Origin of the sequence: Dethiosulfovibrio russensis, from assembly GCF_021568855.1 — a bacterium.
GTDB classification, from domain to species: domain Bacteria; phylum Synergistota; class Synergistia; order Synergistales; family Dethiosulfovibrionaceae; genus Dethiosulfovibrio; species Dethiosulfovibrio russensis.
This window is the reverse complement of record NZ_JAKGUG010000004.1, coordinates 246076-265968: the sequence shown is the minus strand read 5'-3', so window position 1 is coordinate 265968 and position 19893 is coordinate 246076. Positions and strand designations below refer to the sequence as shown.

Here is a 19893-nt window from a genome sequence, read left to right as displayed (position 1 = left end):
GAAAGGAGACCCCAAGGGGAACGCAATGGAAGAAAAGAAAAATGTCAAAGAGAACAGTTCGGTAAGCCCGGGAGACGTAGTTACCGGAGTGGTTGAGCAGGTTATGCCTTATGGAGCTTTCGTCCGTCTGTCTACAGGACAGAGGGCCATGGTCCATATATCTCAGCTGTCTCACAACTTCGTCAAAAACGTGTCCGACGTGGTTTCGGCGGAGCAGGAAATCACGGCAAAGGTCATCAAGATCGACGACAAAGGGCGTATCGACCTGTCGATCAAGGCCATGTCCGAACCTCCCGCGCGTCCCAGCAGACCTCCTTTCCGCAAACCAGGCGGATCGGGCGGAGGCCCGTCCGGAGGCTTCTCCAGGGAGAACTCGGCCCCGAAGACTCCGGAAGAGGATTTCGAGAGGAAGCTCTCCAGTTTCCTCAAGAAAAGCGAGGAGAAGATAGCCACCTTGAACAGTGCCAAGTCGAGCGGGAGAGGTGGACGAAAGAAGGGCGGACGTTAGATTTCATGACCGGAAGAGCCCCTTCGCCCAGTAAGCGGGATATCGATATAATTTCTCGTCAGATGGGAGGGAGGCATTTCGATCCTGCTTTTATCGTCGGCGTAGGTCACCGTTGCCGTTGGGGTGCCCCTCAGGTCCTGAGATGTTTTCCTCTTAGGAAGGGATTCCCGTTCCCCACCACCTTCTGGCTATCCTGTCCCTGGCTGGGCCGATCCCTAGGGACCCTGGAGTCTCAGGGAGGAGTTTCCTCCCTGGAAGATTTTCTCCTGTCCAGGAGAGAAGGTTGGCGGGATTTTCAGCTTGAGCACAGGATTCTCCGTCTTGGGCTGATTTCTTCGGGGGAAAGACGTTTCCTGAGGTTACACAGAAGGCCTATCTGGGAGGTTATCAGATCTGGAGGAGTCGGAGGCATACGCTATGTCTCTGCCAGTCGTCCGACCGTGAAGTGCCTTCATCTTCAGGTCGCGTCTTGGCTGGCTTTAGGACGTCACCCCGGTGCGGAGTGGCTGAGGAATAATGTCCCCGATATATGCTGTCCCGACGGAAGATGTCTTTTAAACAGGGCAGACACTTGACAACCTCGGACTGAGACAGTAAGATACCCAAGCGTTCCCGGAATGCAGAAGAGCCGTTAGCTCAGTTGGCAGAGCACCGGACTTTTAATCCGGGTGTCGTGGGTTCGAATCCCACACGGCTCACCAAGCGGTCCCATCGTCCAGGGGTCTAGGACACCGCCCTTTCACGGCGGCGACGCGGGTTCAAATCCCGCTGGGACCGCCATTTTCTGGCCGGTGTAGCTCAGTTGGTAGAGCAGCGCACTCGTAATGCGCAGGTCTGCAGTTCAAATCTGCACACCGGCTCCAGTGATCTCAGGGTTCTCGGTCTCGACCGGGGGCCTTTTTTTTATCTCTCGAAAGGAGATTTCTCGGTGGACGAAAAAAAACTTCTTCTCCTGCGCCACGGTCAGACGGACTGGAACATCGCCTTTAAATACCAGGGCTCAATGGATATACCCCTCAACGAAACGGGAGAGCTCCAGGCGGAAAAGACCGCCGACAGATTGAACGAATGGGTTCCTGACGTGTGTCTCGTAAGTCCGCTTCTAAGGGCCTTCAGAACCGCCGAAATAGTCTCTGAAAGGTGGCGAGGTGGGCCGGAGCTCTCCGTTATGGACGACCTGAGGGAGATCTCCTTCGGAGCCTGGGAAGGCATGTCTGTAGGCGAGGTCATGGATGCCTATTCCGGCGACTACGAGAGCTGGCGGAACGATCCCGGTTCATGGACTCCCCCGGGAGGCGAGCCTTTCGAGAAGGTCCGAGAAAGGGCAAAACGGGTGGTCTCCAGGGTTCTGTCCTGCGACGCAGAGAGGGTGGTGGCTGTAACCCACGGAGGGCTGATTCGAGCGATAGTGGCCTCCCTCTTTTCATTGCCCGACTCCTCTGTCTGGCGTTTCCGTCTGGATAACTGCGCCATGGTGGGGGTCTCCTTCTGGAGAGGAAGCCCATCTTTGATGTTTTTCAACGATAGCCTTCATCAACTTATGGAGGCGGGGACAAAGCTTCCTTTGTCCTTTTAGATAGTCCCCTTTTTTCCCCTTAGCTGGTAAAATAACCTTCGGGACTATTTAGAAAAGGGGGCGTCGCTATGGAGGGAAACCGTCTAGCCGAAGAGGAAGAAAGACGGCTTTGGTCGTCCCTAGAGGACGGAGATCCCTCCGCAAGGGAAGATCTAATATTGGCCTATCGTCCCTTGGTCTTCTGGATCGCCAAGAAGTTCAACGTCGGTGGAGACATATACCCCGACCTGATCCAAGAGGGAATGATGGCCCTCATAAAGGGAGTAGACAGCTTCGACCCGTCCAGAGGTTTCCGTTTCACAACCTACGGTTACTACAGAATAAGAGGTCAGATGTTGAACTATCTCCAGAGGAAGGAGGCCAAGGCCCCCCTCCCCATGGATAGCTTTGACGAGGAACTTCGGGACCCAATGTCGTCGGAGACTATCGACGCCGTTTTGGATTTAAAGGACGGACTGAGACACCTGCCGGAGAGAGAGGCCAGGATACTGTCCGATCTGATAATGGAGGGTCGCAACGCCAAGGATGTGGCAATGGAGGAGAATATAGACGTCAGCCACGTCTACAGACTCAGGAGAAAAGCCTTAGGCTGGCTGAAATCGTGGCTCACTCCGAAGGATGCCACTTCTAGGGGCTGATCGGGGATACTTTTACGCAGGATGATACCTTATTTTGCGGGAGGGTCCTCTTATGGACGGAAAGATAAAAAAGGTTCAACGATGGTTGGAACGTTGTCTGGTGGCATGTAAGTCTCGTTCTTGGGAAAACGCGTTGGCCGATATGGAATGTGCCTCGGCGGAGCTGGAGACGGCTAGGAGAGAGCTTTGGTCCATCGTGGACGGCAGCAGATCCAAGGTCCGAACTCGCCGAATCTCTCGGTCCATAGGTGCCTCGGTCGCTGCGGCCGTGTTCGTCTTGGTGGCGGCCTTTCCTGTCTCTATGCCAGAGCCAGTACGCAGGGCCGTGAGATCCTCTCTCGCATGGGAGGACCAAAAGGCCCTTCTGGAACTGGTCACTAGAGACGAGAGGGAAATGCTGCTTATGTTGAGGAAAAACCTCAGCAGTGCGAACGTCCCGGAACGGGCTCCGGAGACCGCTACGGTTCGGGAAAATCCGTCGGACCGGGTCTCCATGAAGGCAGTAAAGGGTGGATCCTCCGAAAACGAGGTTCCGTTGGATCAATTTATAGAGCTTATGGAGATTGGACAGAGGGCACTGAGGACCGACGACGGTCCCGTCCTGTTGGAAGAGAGATGAACTAATATCCGGAAGGAGAGGGTCTTGTGAGGCGACCGTCGGTATCGTTGCTTTTAGCCATAGGACTGGTAGCTGCGTTTTTTTCCGTAGCCAGCGCTGCGCCAGTGGTCACCATGATAGACGTTCAGGGAAACGAGGAGGTCGTCTCCCAGCATATTCTCGGGGTCGTACAGACAGAGATAGGGGAACCCTTGAATCAGGATGTCCTCAAGAAGGACATAGAGGCCATCTACGGCCTGGGATTTTTCTCCTATGTGGATGCCAAGATAGACCCCTACAACGGAGGTGCGTCTGTCACCTACGTTGTAACCGAGAACCCCGTGGTCGAAAAGGTCGAATTCGTAGGTAATACCGTCTACAGCGAAGAAGACCTCATGAAGCAGGTATTCACCACGCCTGGAACGGTCTTCAATCGGGTCTTTTTCCGCCACGACCTTCAGAGAATAAGGGACAAGTTTCAGGAAGACGGTTACGTCATGATGCGTATCGAGGACGTTCAGGTCGAGGGCGGCATAGTCAAGGTCTACATACTGGAGCCCCGTATCGGAGAGATCGTCATCCAGGGCAACAGAAAAACCAAGACTTACGTCGTCCGTCGGGTCATAGACGTAAAGGAAGGCGACCTTTTCAACTCTATCAGGCTTCGCCACTCCCTCAACAAGATAAGGGCGCTCGGTTATTTCGAGGACGTCAGCGTAGGTTTCGAACCCTCCGAGGACGGCTCGGGAGACATGGACCTCATCCTTACCGTTAAGGAACAGAAGACCGGCAGGGTCTCTTTTTCCATCAGCCACGGCTCCAGCAGCGGCTGGGGAGGCGGTGTTTCCTACGGCGACTCCAACCTGGCGGGCCGGGGCGTGAACCTGGACGTGGGTTTCGAAGCCGGAGATTACGAGGGGTACTGGGCCAGCCTCTCCGACAACTACATGGACGACAAAACCTACGCATGGAAGATCGGTGCCTACAGCAGGGAATACGAGGATAGGTCCTACTGGGACAACAGCATCGCTACCGACCTAGAGCTTTTCGAATACGACGAGAAGCGCACGGGGGGCTACATCGGAGCGGGAAAGAAGTTCAAGGGCGACGATAAGCTCAGCTGGTTCGTCACGCTCGACTGGCACGACAGCGAAGTCGAGTTCAAAAGCGGCTCCAGGGATCAGTTCGATCTCGCCACCGCCAACGGCGGCACCAGCGGAACCACCTTCTCCGTCGAGGGAAAGGTGTCCAGAAACAACCTGGATCCCTACCTCAGCTACAGAAAGGGCGATATCGAGACCATCGCGGTCGAGCACGCCATGGAGCTTCTTGGGGGAGATTGGACTTTCACGAAATACTGGTTCGAGGGCAAGGCCTTTCTTCCCATCAAGGACGTGGAGGATCTGGTCGACATAAACGTCAAGAAAGATAACCCGGTGTACATAGCCGCCAGGATAAAGGCCGGTTCGTCCAGCGGCACCATCCCCTGGATGGAGCGCTACGAGATGGGCGGTTCCACCACCCTGAGGGGGTACGAATCGGGTCAGTTCAAGGGAGAGGAAATGCTTCTCGGTAACTTCGAGCTCCACGTTCCCATAGAGGAGGCCTTCTCCTTCGTCCTGTTCTACGATATAGGGAACACCGAGATGAGCTTCTCCGACATGATAGACGACTACGGTTTCGGGGTGAGGGTCAACACCCCTCTGGGCAATCTGCGTCTGGACTATGCGAACGGCGATGACGACTCGCAGTTCCATTTCGGGTTCGGCGAAATTTTCTGATCGAGGTCGAGAGAAGGGCCTTAGGGGGGCTGTGGCGGCCGTCACTGTCGCCCTGGCCCTCCTTTTTTCGTCCTTGGTCTTGCCTGCGTTGGGATCCGAGATAAAGGTCTTCGGTGCACCGCTATGGATCTCCGACGCAGCGGAGAGGGCGGTGGATGCCGTATGGTCCGAGCTTTCTAGAAGCGGACTATCCCGCTCTCGGGCGGTGGACACCCTTGGGCTGGTCTCCGGCCGGCTTTTCAACGGTTACGAAGTAGACGTCATCAAAAACGGACGGAGCAATCCGTCCATAGTCCTGTCGGCCAAAAAGGTCCTTCCCTGGCAGGTCAAGTTCCGATCTCCGGAGCTGAGAGAGCCCTTCTCTCTATGGATGGCAGACGACCTCGAATCTGTCGAATCGGAAATGCTGGACAAACTGTCCGGCGTGCCCTATCAGGCACTGACCTGGGGAGACGACGCTTTCAGAGCGGAGCTTCGATCCGTTATGGAAGATAGAATGCCTGGCTGGAGAGGCGGAGCCGTCGTCCGACTTAAGGATGGCGGAGTTCTCCTCGAGTTGACCGTCACGCCCGAGCCTCCCTACGTCTTGGCCACAGATCCGGCCATATATTCCGGAACTTTGCCCAACATACTTATGGACAGGCTGAAAGAGTCTTTGCTGAAGGATCTTTCTCCTGTGATGGGGCTTCCCGTATCGTGGATCGAATCTCACGGCGAAGCCTTGGACCTATGGGCCAAAGCCATGGTAGAGAAGAGAAACACCGTCTCCAACTCCAGGTCCGACGTCAGCCTATCTGTGGTTCCCAGTCAGATAACTAAGGTGGACGCCCTGGTGGAGAGTCGACGTTACGTCCTCAGGGCCTGGCTGGCCGCTCAGGCCGGTGCAAACGGCAGATCTCCCGAATTGGGGCTTCATCTGGGCCGTTTCGTCAAGCTGGTTCCCCGCTGGGAGTCGGAGCTTTACGGAGAATTTCTGGTCGACCTGGAAAACTGGAGCCTCGAGAGCCGTATGGGCCTTAGATGGGGTCTGGTCGATCCGATCTGGATAGGTGTCGAATACGTCGATCCCGACGACGATCTTTGGTATAGGTTGTGGGTTAGGGGAAACAGAAAAGGACCTTATTTCTGGTGCCGTTACAGCGAGAACGACGAAAGCCAGCTGGCCCTGGGATACAGGATAAACCAGGTCGTCTCGGTGGAGATCAATTACGACGACCGTTACGACGATCGGTGGAGTCTTCGTGCCGTAGGAGATCTGTAAGATCGGTCGTCGAGAGGAGAGAGAGCTTTATATGTCTTACAGTCTGAGTCAGCTTTCCGAGATACTGGAGGGCCGATGTATAGGAAACGGGGACGCCCTGATCGGCAGAGTCTCCACCCCGGAGGATGCCTCCGGGGACAGCATAGTGGTGGTTCTGGACGGAAGGGTCTTGAAGGACATTCCCGACGGGGTGTCGATAGTCGGTAAAGAAGAGGTTTTTTCCGACGGCAGAATAGGCATTTCCGTTCGGGAACCACGACTGGCCATGGCCGTCCTTCTCGGGCTTTTTCAGGAAAAAGCGACCGTTCCGGCGGGAATAGACCCCTCGGCTGTGGTCCATCGATCCGCCCACGTGGACGAAAACGCCTCCATCGGACCTCTTTGCGTTCTGTCCGAGGGGGCTTCCGTATCGGCAGGGGCGGTCCTCAGGGCGAACGTCTTCGTGGGTAAGGGAGTCTCCATCGGCGAGGACTCGGTGATAGAGCCAGGTGTCGTTATATATAGGGGATGTTCCATTGGCAAAAGGGCCTTTATCCATGGCAACGTCGTTATAGGAGCGGACGGCTTCGGTCATATACCGGCCTCTAAAGAGCGTCGAATCGTCAAGGTTCCACAGATAGGCGGAGTTCGGATCTGCGACGATGTCGAGATAGGGGCCAATACGTCCATCGATAGAGGCACCATAGGAGATACGGTAATAGGCGATGGGACAAAGATAGACAACCACATACAGATAGGGCACAACGTCTTTATCGGTAAAGACTGTCTATTGGCCGCTCAGGTGGGAATCGCAGGCAGCGCGGTTTTGGAGGACAGGGTCGTTATGGCGGCCCGATCCGGGGTGCAGGACCACACCAGGATAGGGTCGGACTCGGTGGTCGCCGCCTTGGGAGGGGTCACCAAAGACCTCCCCTCCGGCTCGCTCGTCTCCGGCTTCCCCGCCAGGGATCACCGTTCCCAGCTCCGACAGGACGCCTATACCGCTAGAATAGGGGATCTCTTCGACAGGGTGAAGCGCCTAGAGCGGTTTCTATCGGAGGATAGTTGACGTGTTTTCCAGGTATTTTCTCGATCGAGAGGTCCTTTTCCGAGGGGTAGGGCTCCATTCCGGTATGGACTGTTCCGTTCGGGTATTCCCATCGGGCAAAAAGGGAATTAACCTCTATCGAGACGGATCGCTCATTCCACTAGATCGTCTTGACTGGGACGGAGACGGAAGAGGGACCGTTCTTACTCTGTCCGACGGCTACAAGGTCCGGACGGTTGAACACCTGTTCGGAGCCATTGCCGGATTGGGGCTGGACGAGATCGCCGTGGAAGTCGTCGGAGGAGAGATTCCGGCCATGGATGGCTGCGCATCGTCCTTTGCGGAAGCCCTGTTGAATGCGGGGGTGACTGAAGACGGATTTCTCGACCCCCTGAGGCTGGACGGACCGATAGCGGTAGACGATCGATCCTCGGGAAGATCGGTGGTGGCACTGCCCTACGACGGATTGAGGGTGACCTATGTTATCGACTATCCCGGCACTGCCATAGGAACTCAATGCCTCTCTATGGACCTTAGCCGTGATAATTTTATCGACCGGATAGCATCATGTCGAACCTTCGCCATGATGGAGGACGTCGAGACCCTTAGAAAAAACGGACTCTCACTGGGAGGCTCGCTGGAAAACGCCATGGTGGTGGACGGACGGAAAATCCTGGCCAAGGGCGGACTTCGATTCGAAGACGAGTTCGTTCGTCATAAGATACTGGACCTATTGGGAGACCTGGTTTTGCTCGGTCGTCCCCTTGCCGCCCACGTCATAGCCATTAAAGCCGGCCATTCAATGCATCAGAGACTGGTAAAAGAGATAGCTAAAAGAAGAATATCGGAGGATTGATCGTTATGTTCGACATCAACAAGATAATGGAGTTCCTTCCCCATCGTTACCCCTTCCTTCTGGTTGACCGCATATTGGAATCAGACCTCGAGCGGGTGGTTGGCCTAAAGAACGTTACGATAAACGAGCCTTTCTTCATGGGCCATTTCCCCGGGGAACCGGTCATGCCCGGAGTTCTCATAATCGAGGCAATGGGGCAGACAGGAGCGGTGGTTCTGCTTTCAAAGCCCGAGTTCGAGGGCAAGGTGATATACCTCACGTCGGTGGTAAAGGCCCGTTTCCGTCGCCCCGTAAGGCCCGGAGATCAGCTGATAACCACCGCTACTCTGACACGTCTTAGAGGCAAGGTCGGCAAGGTGTCCACCGTGGCAAAGGTCGGAGACGACGTGGTCGCGGAGGCCGAGCTCGGATTCGTAGTGGACGACAGGTTGGAGTAACCCCATCGTGTCGGTCCAAATACACGCTACAGCAATAGTATCGCCGGAGGCCGAGATAGGGGAGAACGTGGTAATCGGACCCTATTCCGTGATAGACGGGAAAGTCTCCATCGGTTCCGGAACGGTCCTGGGCTCTTTCGTCCGAGTCATGGACTTCGTGTCCATAGGGGCCGACTGCCGCATATGGGAGAACGCCGTCTTGGGCGGAGAACCTCAGGACCACGACTTCAAGGGAGAGATATCCTGGGTAAGGATAGGAGACGAGGTCGTCCTTCGTGAAGCCGTTACGATCAACAGGGCTTCCGGAGAGGGTAACGAGACCGTAGTAGGCGACAGGTCCATGCTGATGGAGGGGGTCCACGTGGCACACAACGTCCGAGTCGGCAAGGATGTCACGGTAGCCAATAAATCGGGGCTTTCCGGTTACTCCTCTCTTGGAGACGGAACCGTCATGAGCGGGCTCTCCGGGCTGCATCAGTTCGTGTCGGTAGGCAAATACTGCATGGTAGGGGGCGCGTCCAAGGTAGTTAAGGACGTACCTCACTACGCCATGGTGGACGGTCATCCGGCCAAGGTATACGGCCTGAACGTAGTCGGCCTCAGACGGGGCGGTTTCACCTCCGGGCAAAGACTGGATATAAAGAGAGCCTACAGAACCCTCTACAGGTCCGGTCTTAACATAAGGGATGCCACTGCGCTTCTGAGGGAACAGATGGGAGACGACCCTCTCATAGGAGATATGCTCGACTTTATCGATGCCGGTAAAAGAGGGCTATGTCCCTGGGCTCGGCGATGAAGAAGATCGAGCTTCTAGCCATGGACGTAGACGGTACTCTGACCGACGGAGGCATCTACATATCCGCCGACGGTAAGGAGACCAAGAGATACGACGTCAAGGACGGCATGGCCATAGTTAACTTCATGAAAAGAGGTGGAACGGTGGCCCTCATCAGCGGCCGTTATTCCAAGGCCACCGCACTGAGAGCCTCCGAGCTCGGCGTGACCCACGTCTACAACGGTTCGTCCGATAAAATAGGCGACCTCAAGGCCCTGGCCGAATCCATGGGTATCACAGAAGACCAGGTGGCTTACGTAGGTGACGACGTCAACGATATCGACTGTCTAGTATGGTCCGGTATGGGAATCGTCGTAGCCGACGGAACGGCGAAGACCAAGACCGTAGCCGACTGGATAACCTCGGCCCAGGGAGGCAGGGGGGCAATCCGGGAGGTAGTGGATCGCCTGATAGCGGAGGGACTGCGTTGAAACCAAGGATACTGGACAGGTTCATACTGAAGGAGCTGGGAAGCTCCTTCCTCTTTGGGGTGTTGACCTTCACCGTGATACTGGTGGCAGGTGACCTGCTCTTCAAGATAGCCGATATGCTCATCGAAAAGGGCATCTCCCTGTCCACGGTGCTCAAACTTTTCGTATATAAACTGCCGTCGGTGGTGGTGCTGACCCTTCCGATGTCATGTCTCCTGTCCACATTGCTTTCCTTCGGACGTCTGTCCTCCAACAGCGAGATAGTCGCCCTGAAGGCGTCGGGCATATCTTTTCAGAGGATCGCCCGACCGGTACTGTTTGGAGCCTCGCTGGTCGCCATCTCCGCCTTCTTCATGAACGAGACGGTGGTCCCTATAGCCAATCGGGCCGCCGAGAACATCCTGATGTACGATGTGGTAAAGCAGAAGCCAACCCTTCTTAGGGAGAGGATGTTTCTGAAGGACGAGAGCGGGGGCAAGCTAAACAGGGTTATATATGTGGGAAGACTCAGGACGAGAAAGGGCTCCATGGAAAACGTCCTTGTACAGGAGTTCGACGACGGACGGCTGAGCAGGATAACCACAGCCGACGAGGGAAACTGGAGAGACGGGGTGTGGACCCTCTCGGACGGGAAAGCCTTTTCCGTGGATAAAGAGGGAAAGGTGGGTTTTCTGTTCGGCTTCAAGGAGCAGAGGCTTCCCCTCGATTTAACCCCTACCCAGGTGGCCCGTTCCTCTCTTAAGCCAGATGAGATGAGTCTGTCTCAACTGAGGGAACACATAGCGATAATGAAGGCCCAAGGGGCAAATCTGGTCCCTTTATGGGTGTCCTATCATCTCCACATAGCCATACCTTGGGCCAGCCTGGTGCTCGCCCTTATAGGAGCGGCTCTGGGAGTCCGACCTCAAAGGCGGGGCGGCATGGGAGTCGGTTTCGGACTCAGCGTCCTGATTGTCTTCGCCTACTACGTGGTCATGTCCATGGGCCGGGCTCTTGGAGAGAGCGGACACATTCCTCCTCTTGTCGCTGCCTGGCTGGCCAATGTGGTGTTTCTCGGTTTCGGAGGACTGTTGACCTTGAGGGCCAACCGATGAGGGGCTCTTCGAAAAAAGGCAAAATGGCCCTTGTGGCCGGAGAGGGCGATCTGCCTCTGGTCATATTGAAAAACCTGGTCGCCTCCGGAGAGACTCCGGTGGTCTATGCCATCCGGCCGGACTGGCAGGATATAGAGGCGTATGGCCTGTCGGTGATACCGGTGAAGGAGATCAACCTGGTCAAAATCTTCGGGAGCCTCGTTTTTCGTCGGATAAAGAGGCTCCTACTGGCCGGTTACGTCTCCAAAACCGTCATCTACGACGACTCCGCCGACAGCGAGATAAAAGGGATAGTTGCTGGCCTGGACGACAGAAACGACCATGCCCTTCTGGGGGCCGTTATAGATCGCGTAGAGAAGCTGGGCATATCGGTGCTCGGCTACGACTCCATACTTCCCGACATGATAGCTTCAGAGGGACATATCGCCGGCCCGGAGCCCTCTGCCTCCGATCTTGCCGACGTGGACTACGGCAGAGCCGTCCTCGGGCGTCTGCTGCCTCTGTCCTTCGGCCAGTCGCTGGTGGTCTGTCGGAGATCGGTGGTGGCGGTGGAGGCCATGGAGGGAACGGACGAAACGATCACAAGGGCCGGAGGGATATCCGGGGCCGGTGTCCTGGTCAAGGGAATGAGGGCAGATCAGGACCGTAGATACGATATCCCGGTGGTGGGGACGAAAACCCTCGAGTCCATGGCGGAGTCCGGCCTATCCTGTCTGGCTGTCGAGTCGGGAAACGTCTTGATAATGGACCGTGAGAAACTGTCCGAGGCGGCCTCCAGGCATGGGATCTCGGTGATAGGGATGGCATCGTGTCCATCTTCCTGAGCTGTGGAGAGGTCTCGGGCGACATTCTGTTATCCTCCCTGACCGGAGCCCTGAGAAAATCGGGATACTCCCGTCCGCTTTGGGGTATGGTGGGGGAAAGAGGAGTCGCGTCCGGAGTTGAGCCCCTATGGAAAAGCTCGGAGCTACACATAATGGGCGTCTCCGAGGCATTGGCGGCTCTGCCCAGACTGTATAAACTGGCCGACCGTATCGTCAGGGAGGTATGTCGCAGGAAACCCGAGGCGGTCGTCGTGGTGGACAGTCCGGACTTCCATATTCCCATGGTGAGGCGGCTTCGTAAAAGCGGTTACTTCGGACCGGTGGTCTACCTGTCTCCCCCTACCGTGTGGGCCTGGAGAAAAAGACGGGTAATCCATCTGAGGGAGCTTTTCGACCTTAATCTGCCTCTTTTCGAATTCGAACACAGTCATCTGGTTCGCAACGGCGTCTCATCCGCCTGGATAGGCCATCCTATGGTGGATACCTTCCCCCCTCCGGTTGCCCCTTCGGAGCCGGACTCGGTGGCGTTGCTTCCAGGAAGCAGAGGTTCGGAGATCCGTCGGCTTATGCCGATTCTGGTGCCTCTGGCCCGTCGACTCGAAGACCTAGGAATGAAGCCCGTCTTCTCCCTTGCGCCGGGACTCTCTCGATCCTCTCGCGATTCGGTCTTGGAGGAAATAGGGAATTTCGAGCTTTACCGGGGAGAGGCGAGGGAACTTCTCGGAAGATGTGGCATGGCCGCAGGAGCCAGTGGCACAGTGGCGGTAGAGGCAATGATGTCCGACAGATTCATGACAGTCCTGTATCGGGCCGGAAGTCTGGAGTGGTTCATATACGACAACTTCGTACGCCTTCCCTTCGTGTCGATACCGAACGTCATGGTCCGTAGGAAGGTCTACCCCGAGCTGTTACAGGAGAGGTGCAATAGCTCGGAGATACTCTCCTCCCTCGTATCATACCGTTCAGATCGTAGCATACGTCGTCGGGTCCATGGAGACCTGGAAAGGTGTCGTTCGATGATGGGCTCGACCGGGGCGGCCGATTTCTGGGCCGAGAGGATATCGAGGCTGTGAGCTCCCCGACCGCGGCTTTGTTCGCCAACGGTCCCGGCGAGCTCTGGGGATGGTGCAGGCCCCTGGCCCGAGAGATGTCCTTCAGAGGGTGGAATATCCATCTTCATCTGCTGAGGTGCCCCTTTGCGACAGGCCGAGAGAGGGAAGTGGCTCTATCTATGGAGGGGATCGACGTCGTCACAGGACCGTCCGACCCTATAGGTTCCTTCGGGAAACTTTTCAATGACCGATGCGACGTGGTTATACAGCTTGGAGGGGATCTGATGTTCGGCCGCGCCATGGCGGCCTTTCATAGGATCCCCTTGGCCTGTTATTCCTACGGCTACAAGAAGGGGCTGGACAGATGCGACCTTAAAGCTACTGCCTTCGACGGGATGGCCCGTTCCATGGGGAAATCGGTTCAGGTGGTGGGAGATCTGGTCTCGGACGGCCTCAGGATGGACCCTGAGGCTCCCACTCCGTGGCGGGATGGGGGCGGGAAAAGAGTCCTCCTTTTCCCCGGTAGCCGACCCTGGATAAGGGACGTCGCCAGAGGCTATCTGTCCGAGATGGTGCCTCCTTTGGTCGATAGACTGAACCTACAGGTGGCATCCATGTTGTCTCCCTTCTCTCGTCAGGAGGAGGTCGAAAGCTGGAGGAACGCCGGACTGAATCCCTTCACGGGAGCCACAGGGGCGGCCCTGGCCGATGCGGACCTGGCCGTTACCCAGCCCGGAACCAACACCCTGGAGCTTCTCGACAGAGCGGTTCCATCTATAGTGGCCATCCCCTTCGATTTTCTGAGGTCAATTCCCCTTAGCGGGATCAAGGGGTGGCTTTTCTCTCTGCCAGGCGGATCCTCTCTCAAGGAAAAAGTCCTTCGTCGCGCCGCCCGAAAGAGAGGCTTTGTCGCCTGGCCCAATCGTCTGGCGGAAGAGGAGATAATGCCCGAGCTGGTAGGGGATATCTCTCCGGTCCAGTTGGCCGACGCCGTTGCGAATATCTTGACCGAAGAGGGGAAACTGAGTAAACAGAGGGTTCGTCTGGAAAAACTTAGAGGCGAGGTGGACTCGCCTTCCTCCGTTTTCTGCGATTTGATCGAAAGGTTGGTATAGCCGATATGAAGCCGTCCCGTTCCATGGAGATCTATCTTAGGGTACTCTCCTACGCAAAACCCTACACCAAACGCATAGCGTCGGCTCTCTTTTGCATGTTCGTGGTGTCCGGATGTGCCGTCGTTCCCCCTTGGCTAATGAAAAACGTGGTGGACGATGTACTCATAAGGAAGGATCTGTTCATGCTCAACGTGATCGCAGTGACCCTGGTCGCTGTCTACGTGGTGAAGGGCGTGGCGTCCTACGGTCAGAAATACCTCATGACCTGGGTCGGCCAGAGGGTGGTGCTGGACCTTCGACTTCAGGCCTACATGGCCTCTCAGTATATGTCACTCAAGTACATAAACGGTCACAGAGTGGGAGAACTGATATCCCGGGTTACCAACGACGCTACCGTGTTGCAGTCCACCGTTACCAATGCCGTGGTGGACCTGATCGTTCAGGGAGTGACCACCCTCGGTATGCTCGGCTTTTTGATATACATAAACTGGCGGCTTACCCTGGTGACCTTCGCCGTGCTTCCCCTCACTGTGTGGGTGATAGACAGGGCCTCTAAAAAGCTTAGAAAGGTGGGGCACGACATCCAGGAGAACCTGGCCGGTCTTTCCGCCCTGGCGGAGGAGGCCCTGTCGGCGATCCGGATAGTCCGGGCCTTCGCCACCGAGGATCAGGAACGGCTGCGCTTCGAGCGTCAAAACATGGCCAACTTCAAGGCCCTCATGAGAGGAACCCAGGTCAACGCGATCTTGTCCGGTGCAGTAGAGGTCCTTCTAATAGCCGCTTTGGCCGCCATCTTCTGGCTGGGAGGCCGGTCCGTCGTGGACGGCGAGATGACCCCAGGCGACCTCATCGCCTTCCTGGGATATCTCGGCTTCATGGCCCATCCTGTGACGGTCCTGACGAGGGTTATAAGTCAGCTTCAGCACGGTCTGGCATCGGCAGAGAGGATTTTCGAGCTTCTGGACAACAGGGAAAGGGTGGAACAGCCCGAAAACCCGGTCGTTCTCAGCCCCGTCGAGGGGGCTGTGGATTTCAGAGACCTCTGGTTCCGCTACGACGACGAGTGGGTCCTCCGGGGCATATCCCTTTCGGTGAAACCAGGAGAGACCGTCGCTGTGGTGGGATCCACCGGCTCAGGAAAGTCCACCATGGTTGACCTCATACAGCGTTTCTACGATCCCGAGAAGGGTTCGGTGGAGATAGACGGACACGATGTCAGATCGCTGGACCTTACCTCCCTGCGCCGTCAGATCGGCGTGGTTCCCCAGGATCCGATCCTCATGAAGGGTACCTTCCGTTACAACATCTCCTACGGCTACGACGACGCGACGGATGAGGAGATAGTGAAGGCCGCCGAGATAGCGGGTATATCGGAGTTCATAGAGTCACTCCCATCGGGATACGACTCGGAGATCGGCGAGAGGGGAGTCACCCTGAGCGGAGGACAGAGACAGAGGGTCGCCATAGCCAGGGCCATAGTGAGAGACCCGAGGATACTCATAATGGACGAGGCCACCTCCTCCCTCGACGCCCAGGTGGAACAGGCCATTCAGAAGGCTATGGACAGGGCCATGGAGGGGCGGACCTCCTTCGTAATAGCCCACAGACTCTCCACCATAAGGGGGGCCGACAGGATATTGTTCCTGAAGGACGGGGTGATCGTGGAGGATGGAACCCATTCGGAACTCTCCAGCTCCGACGGACCCTACAGCAGGCTCTATGCCATACAGCACGGAGAGCGGCGGTGATGGTGCTTTTCAAAAGCTATCTGGCCCACGCCAAGGGAGAGAAAAAACTTTCTCCCTGGATGTGCCTGGCTCCATTGGGATGGCTGGCCTCTCTCTTCGTCAGGTCGAGAAACTGGGCCTTCGATAGGGGAATATCCCCCTCCAAGGAACCGCCTCTTCCTGTTATAAGCGTGGGCAACGTAACCCTCGGAGGGACGAACAAAACTCCCTTCGTCGAGATGATCACCAGAGGACTCTCGAAAAGAGGGCTCAGACCAGGAATAGTCAGTCGAGGATACGGAGGAAGCACCGAGGGCCCCCACGTTTTCAGAGGGGGCAAAGCCGACAGAAATCGGGTAGGAGACGAGCCTCTTCTGTTGTCCAACAGGCTTCCGGAGATCTTCGTGGCTGTGTCCAGGGATCGATTCGGAGACATCAGGGCCCTGGGCAAAAGAGGGGTTCAGATCGTGGTGGCTGACGACGGCTTTCAGCACAGAAAGCTGGGACGGGATCTGGACGTCGTTCTGGTCGACGCAGCCTGTCCTTTCGGCAACGGCAGGCTGGTCCCGGGAGGCATACTCAGGGAGCCGGTGGAAAGCCTGAGACGGGCCCACATAGTGGTCATGACAAAGGTGGACCAGGCCTCTCCCGAGGCGGTTCAAAGGCTCTACGACCGGCTGTGTCGGGTGGTCCCTAAACGAAAGATCTTCAGATCCTCTTTGAGGATAGAACGCTGGTGTCTCTGGAACGGGGCTGGGTTCGAGGAGGTCCAAAAACCGTCGGGTAGGTCCATGGTCGCCTTTTCCGCCATAGGTAACCCTGGAAGCTTTCTATCCACCCTGTCCGGTCAGGAAGTGGAGGTCCTAGAGGAAATCCGTTTCAAAGACCATCACAGATATACCTCGGAAGACCTGGAGAGGATCGAAAAGACCTATCTGTCGTCGGGAGCCTCCGGGGTGGCCTGTACGGAAAAGGACGTCTACAACCTACCTAGAGGATGGAAGCCCCCCTTTCCCCTCATGGTTCCCTTCCTGGAGACCGAGGTGGAGGACGAAGAACGCTTCTGGAGGGCCGTGACCGACGGACTCAGACCGAAGGTAGTGGTGGCCTCCAACGGATACGGCGAGGACGCCATGGCCTCCCTTCTGGCCCGAAAGGTAAAGGAAGCGTTTCCTGTGGCGGAGGTTACAGGCTTTCCCCTGGTAGGAAAGGGAGAGCAATATCTGCAGAGGGGAATAAAGGTCGGTTCGTCCCCTTCTGTGACCCCGACGGGAGGAGTCATAAAATACCGTATCGCCGATCTGCTTGCCGACGTCCGCTCCGGACTGTTCGGCCATATCAGAAGACAGCTTAAGGCCTGGAGGAAGAGGAGCGGCTGCATACGTACCCCCCTGTGCGTCGGAGACGTCTATCTGCTGCTTCATACCCTTTGGGGACAGGGACAGTCTCCCCTTTTGATAGCCACGGCCAAGACCAACTACCTTCACGGCCACTGGATGGCGGAGAGGGCCCTTCTTAGAGGACGGGCCAGGACCGTCTGGACCAGAGACGAGGAGACCGCCGAGGATCTTTCCAAAGCCGGCGTGTCCGCTCGTTTCCAGGGCAATCCAATAATGGACCTTATAGGGGATAATGAAGAGGGCGACTTCTCCTGGCCCTCCGAGGGCGACAGGGTTCTCATACTTCCGGGAAGCCGCAACAGGGCCTACGAGGACGTTCGACTGCTTTTGAAGTCTGTGGTCATAGTCGCGGCCCGGAGGGACTGTCGTTTCGTGGCGGTTCTGGCTCCGACCCTTGATCTTCGTAAAATGGCTCTGGGATGTCCGGGCTGGACCCTGGAAGGCCGGACTCTGAAAGGTCCGAACTCGGTGGAGGTCCACGTTCACCGAGGACCTGTGGCGGAGGTCGCTGCAGGAGCTCAGGTCCTGCTTGGACTGGGTGGAACGGCGAATCAGGTCTGTGCCGGGTTGGGAGTTCCGGTCGTCTCCATATTGGAAAAGGGAAAGTTGGTCCAGCAAAAACTGCTTGGAGAGGCCGAATGGCTCGTGTCGCCGGATCCGGATAGACTGGCGGAGGCCGTCCTCCTGGTTCTGTCGGACGAAACCCTGGCCCGCACCATGGCGGAGGCCGGTAGAAAAAGGCTTGGAGCCTCCGGTGCTCTGGACAGCGTCGTTCGCTACTGCTCCCGTGTGTTGGGCTGGTCCGTCCGTTGCGAGGTTTACTCCAGACTAAAGGAATCACTGGAGAATAGAGGAGAGGAGAGATCCAATGGTTACCGAGATAGAGATCGGCAAAGTTAGAATAGGAGGCGGCCCTTTGGCCGTCATAGCCGGTCCGTGCTCACTGGAGAGTCTTGAACTGTCCATGGAGACCGGAAAGAGGATAAAGGAGATCTGCGTAGACTTGGGCTTGAACTACATATTCAAGGCCTCCTACGACAAGGCCAACAGGACCTCCATACACAGCTACAGAGGTCCGGGACTCGAAAAGGGCCTTCGTTGGCTCTCGGAGATAAAGGAAACCCTGGAAGTACCGGTCATAACGGATATACACGAGCCCTGGCAGGCCGCCCCTGTGGCGGAGGTGGCAGACATTCTTCAGATTCCGGCCTTCCTCTGTCGTCAGACCGATCTACTGGTGGCAGCCTCTAAAACTGGGAAAACCCTCAATGTCAAGAAGGGACAGTTCATGTCCCCCTACGACATGAAGGCGGTGGTCAGCAAGTGCAACGAGGCGGGAAACGATAAGGTAATGCTCTGCGAGAGGGGAACCACCATGGGATACGGCCAGCTCGTGGTTGACATGAGATCGCTTCCCATAATGAGGTCTATGGGGTGTCCCGTCGTTTTCGACGCCACCCACAGCGTTCAGATGCCCGGTGGCAGAGGTGACACCTCCGGCGGCGATCGCCGTTTCGTTCCCGCTCTGGCTAGAGCCGCTGTGGGGCTGGGGATAGACGCCCTCTTTCTGGAGGTCCATCCTAACCCCGACGAGGCGCTCAGCGACGGTCCCAACATGGTTCCCCTGGACAGGCTTAAGGACATCCTTACCGGCATAAAGGCCCTGGACGACCTGGTCAAGGCCGACCTGGGTGTATTTTCCTTGGACTGGGAGGGCGATGGAAAATGATGAGCCTTCCCAGCGAGAGGGATTGTCCCGTTTTCGACGACGAGAAACTGGTCGAGATAGGGCGGCAGGTCCTTCTGGAGGAGGCGGAGGAGATAAAAAAAGCGGCCTCCAGGATGGGCCCCGAGCTTGCCAAGGCGGCCCGAATCGTGCAGGGATGTCGGGGAAGGCTGGTCATCTCCGGTCTTGGAAAATCTGGGCACATCGGCAGAAAGATCGCCGCGACCCTGGCGTCCCTCGGCACACCCTCTTTTTTCCTCCACGCCGCCGAGGCGGCCCACGGGGACCTGGGAATGGTTCGTCGGGAGGACGTGGCCTTTCTCATAAGCCACAGCGGTACCACCTCGGAGGTGGTCAAGCTCATCCCCTTTTTCAGACGGCTGGGAGCTCCGGTCATAGCCCTAACCGGTAGCCTCGAATCGCCTCTGGCCAAGGGTGCCGACGTGGTCTTGAACGCCTCGGTGGAAAGGGAGGCAGATCCTCTCAACCTGGCCCCAACCAGCAGCACCACGGTCCAGCTGGCCATAGGAGACGCCCTGGCCGGTGTCGTGACGGAGATGAGATGCCTCCGTAAGGAGGACTTTGCGCTTTTCCATCCGGCCGGAGCCTTGGGCCGTCAGCTGTTGCTCAAGGTATCAGACGTCATGGGATCCGGTCCCAAGCTGCCGGTGGTCAAGGCCGACGTGGCGGTCAAGGAGGCCCTCTTCGAGATAACCAGCAAGAACTACGGAGCCACCACCGTCGTGGACGACCAGGGGACCCTGGTGGGTGTCTTCACCGACGGAGACCTGAGAAGGCTCATAGAGAGACAGGGAGTCTCCGCCCTGGAGGAGAACATCTCGGACGTCATGACCGTGGGGCCCAGGACAATAGGGCCGGACCATCTGGCGGTGGAGGCCGTACGTATAATGCAGGACGTCGAGGTCTCGGTTCTCATAATAACCGAGGAAGATCGTCCGGTGGGCATGGTTCACCTTCACGAGCTTCTTCAGGCCGGGCTCTCCTGA

At 56.9% G+C, this 19893-nt stretch carries 20 protein-coding genes and 3 tRNA genes; all 23 read left to right on the top strand.

The features are described 5' to 3' along the window. The first annotated feature begins 25 nt into the window (after positions 1 to 25). The 23 genes from L2W48_RS06355 (at position 26) to L2W48_RS06245 (ending at position 19893) form a co-directional block, all read left to right on the top strand. Positions 26 to 508 (top strand): S1 RNA-binding domain-containing protein, encoded by a 483-nt coding sequence (locus tag L2W48_RS06355; protein ID WP_236098624.1) that lies wholly within the window; start codon positions 26 to 28, stop codon positions 506 to 508. Between the two features lie 5 nt (positions 509 to 513). Next, positions 514 to 1083, top strand: a complete 570-nt coding sequence (locus L2W48_RS06350) for a DUF501 domain-containing protein (protein WP_236098127.1) — start codon at positions 514 to 516, stop codon at positions 1081 to 1083. A 50-nt stretch (positions 1084 to 1133) separates the two neighbouring features. Further along, positions 1134 to 1209, top strand: a tRNA-Lys gene (locus L2W48_RS06345). Positions 1210 to 1212: 3 nt separating this feature from the next. Then, positions 1213 to 1288, top strand: a tRNA-Glu gene (locus L2W48_RS06340). Between the two features lie 7 nt (positions 1289 to 1295). After that, a tRNA-Thr gene (locus L2W48_RS06335) sits at positions 1296 to 1371 on the top strand. A gap of 65 nt (positions 1372 to 1436) precedes the next feature. Beyond that, positions 1437 to 2084, top strand: a complete 648-nt coding sequence (locus tag L2W48_RS06330) for a histidine phosphatase family protein (protein WP_236098129.1) — start codon at positions 1437 to 1439, stop codon at positions 2082 to 2084. Positions 2085 to 2152: 68 nt separating this feature from the next. After that, on the top strand, positions 2153 to 2722 hold the full coding sequence (locus tag L2W48_RS06325) for a sigma-70 family RNA polymerase sigma factor (protein ID WP_236098131.1): 570 nt from the start codon (positions 2153 to 2155) through the stop codon (positions 2720 to 2722). Between the two features lie 52 nt (positions 2723 to 2774). Beyond that, positions 2775 to 3341 carry a hypothetical protein gene (locus tag L2W48_RS06320; RefSeq protein ID WP_236098133.1) on the top strand — a complete coding sequence of 189 codons (567 nt, stop codon included), beginning with the start codon at positions 2775 to 2777 and terminating at the stop codon, positions 3339 to 3341. Positions 3342 to 3367: 26 nt separating this feature from the next. Further along, positions 3368 to 5101 (top strand): BamA/OMP85 family outer membrane protein, encoded by a 1734-nt coding sequence (locus L2W48_RS06315; RefSeq protein WP_236098134.1) that lies wholly within the window; start codon positions 3368 to 3370, stop codon positions 5099 to 5101. A 31-nt stretch (positions 5102 to 5132) separates the two neighbouring features. Next, a complete protein-coding gene (locus L2W48_RS06310) occupies positions 5133 to 6362 on the top strand; it encodes a hypothetical protein (RefSeq protein ID WP_236098135.1) in 1230 nt (409 codons plus the stop codon). A 31-nt stretch (positions 6363 to 6393) separates the two neighbouring features. After that, positions 6394 to 7410, top strand: coding sequence for a UDP-3-O-(3-hydroxymyristoyl)glucosamine N-acyltransferase (gene lpxD / locus L2W48_RS06305; protein WP_236098137.1), 1017 nt, complete (start codon positions 6394 to 6396; stop codon positions 7408 to 7410). 1 nt (position 7411) lies between these two features. Next, positions 7412 to 8245, top strand: coding sequence for a UDP-3-O-acyl-N-acetylglucosamine deacetylase (gene lpxC, locus L2W48_RS06300; RefSeq protein ID WP_236098139.1), 834 nt, complete (start codon positions 7412 to 7414; stop codon positions 8243 to 8245). Between the two features lie 5 nt (positions 8246 to 8250). Continuing rightward, positions 8251 to 8682, top strand: a complete 432-nt coding sequence (fabZ, locus tag L2W48_RS06295) for a 3-hydroxyacyl-ACP dehydratase FabZ (RefSeq protein WP_236098625.1) — start codon at positions 8251 to 8253, stop codon at positions 8680 to 8682. A gap of 7 nt (positions 8683 to 8689) precedes the next feature. Beyond that, positions 8690 to 9478, top strand: coding sequence for an acyl-ACP--UDP-N-acetylglucosamine O-acyltransferase (lpxA, locus tag L2W48_RS06290; protein WP_236098141.1), 789 nt, complete (start codon positions 8690 to 8692; stop codon positions 9476 to 9478). Next, entirely contained in the window at positions 9475 to 9948 is a 474-nt protein-coding gene (locus L2W48_RS06285) for a KdsC family phosphatase (RefSeq protein ID WP_236098142.1), read from the top strand. The genes lpxA and L2W48_RS06285 overlap by 4 nt, the downstream gene beginning before the upstream one ends. Continuing rightward, positions 9945 to 11042: an LPS export ABC transporter permease LptG gene (gene lptG, locus L2W48_RS06280; protein WP_236098144.1), complete on the top strand. Its 1098-nt coding sequence runs from the start codon at positions 9945 to 9947 to the stop codon at positions 11040 to 11042. Before L2W48_RS06285 ends, lptG begins: the two co-directional genes overlap by 4 nt. Continuing rightward, the gene (locus L2W48_RS06275; RefSeq protein ID WP_236098145.1) at positions 11039 to 11866 is read left to right on the top strand and encodes an LpxI family protein; all 828 of its coding nucleotides are present in this window, start codon (positions 11039 to 11041) and stop codon (positions 11864 to 11866) included. Before lptG ends, L2W48_RS06275 begins: the two co-directional genes overlap by 4 nt. Continuing rightward, complete coding sequence (locus tag L2W48_RS06270) at positions 11851 to 12939, top strand: lipid-A-disaccharide synthase (protein WP_236098146.1); 1089 nt, start codon at positions 11851 to 11853, stop codon at positions 12937 to 12939. The genes L2W48_RS06275 and L2W48_RS06270 overlap by 16 nt, the downstream gene beginning before the upstream one ends. After that, entirely contained in the window at positions 12873 to 14033 is a 1161-nt protein-coding gene (locus tag L2W48_RS06265; RefSeq protein ID WP_236098147.1) for a glycosyltransferase family protein, read from the top strand. The genes L2W48_RS06270 and L2W48_RS06265 overlap by 67 nt, the downstream gene beginning before the upstream one ends. A gap of 23 nt (positions 14034 to 14056) precedes the next feature. Then, complete coding sequence (locus tag L2W48_RS06260; RefSeq protein ID WP_236116516.1) at positions 14057 to 15781, top strand: ABC transporter ATP-binding protein; 1725 nt, start codon at positions 14057 to 14059, stop codon at positions 15779 to 15781. Beyond that, positions 15781 to 18060 (top strand): tetraacyldisaccharide 4'-kinase, encoded by a 2280-nt coding sequence (lpxK, locus tag L2W48_RS06255; protein WP_236098150.1) that lies wholly within the window; start codon positions 15781 to 15783, stop codon positions 18058 to 18060. The genes L2W48_RS06260 and lpxK overlap by 1 nt, the downstream gene beginning before the upstream one ends. Further along, a complete protein-coding gene (gene kdsA, locus L2W48_RS06250; RefSeq protein WP_236098152.1) occupies positions 18029 to 18889 on the top strand; it encodes a 3-deoxy-8-phosphooctulonate synthase in 861 nt (286 codons plus the stop codon). Before lpxK ends, kdsA begins: the two co-directional genes overlap by 32 nt. Then, a complete protein-coding gene (locus L2W48_RS06245) occupies positions 18886 to 19893 on the top strand; it encodes a KpsF/GutQ family sugar-phosphate isomerase (protein WP_236098154.1) in 1008 nt (335 codons plus the stop codon). The genes kdsA and L2W48_RS06245 overlap by 4 nt, the downstream gene beginning before the upstream one ends.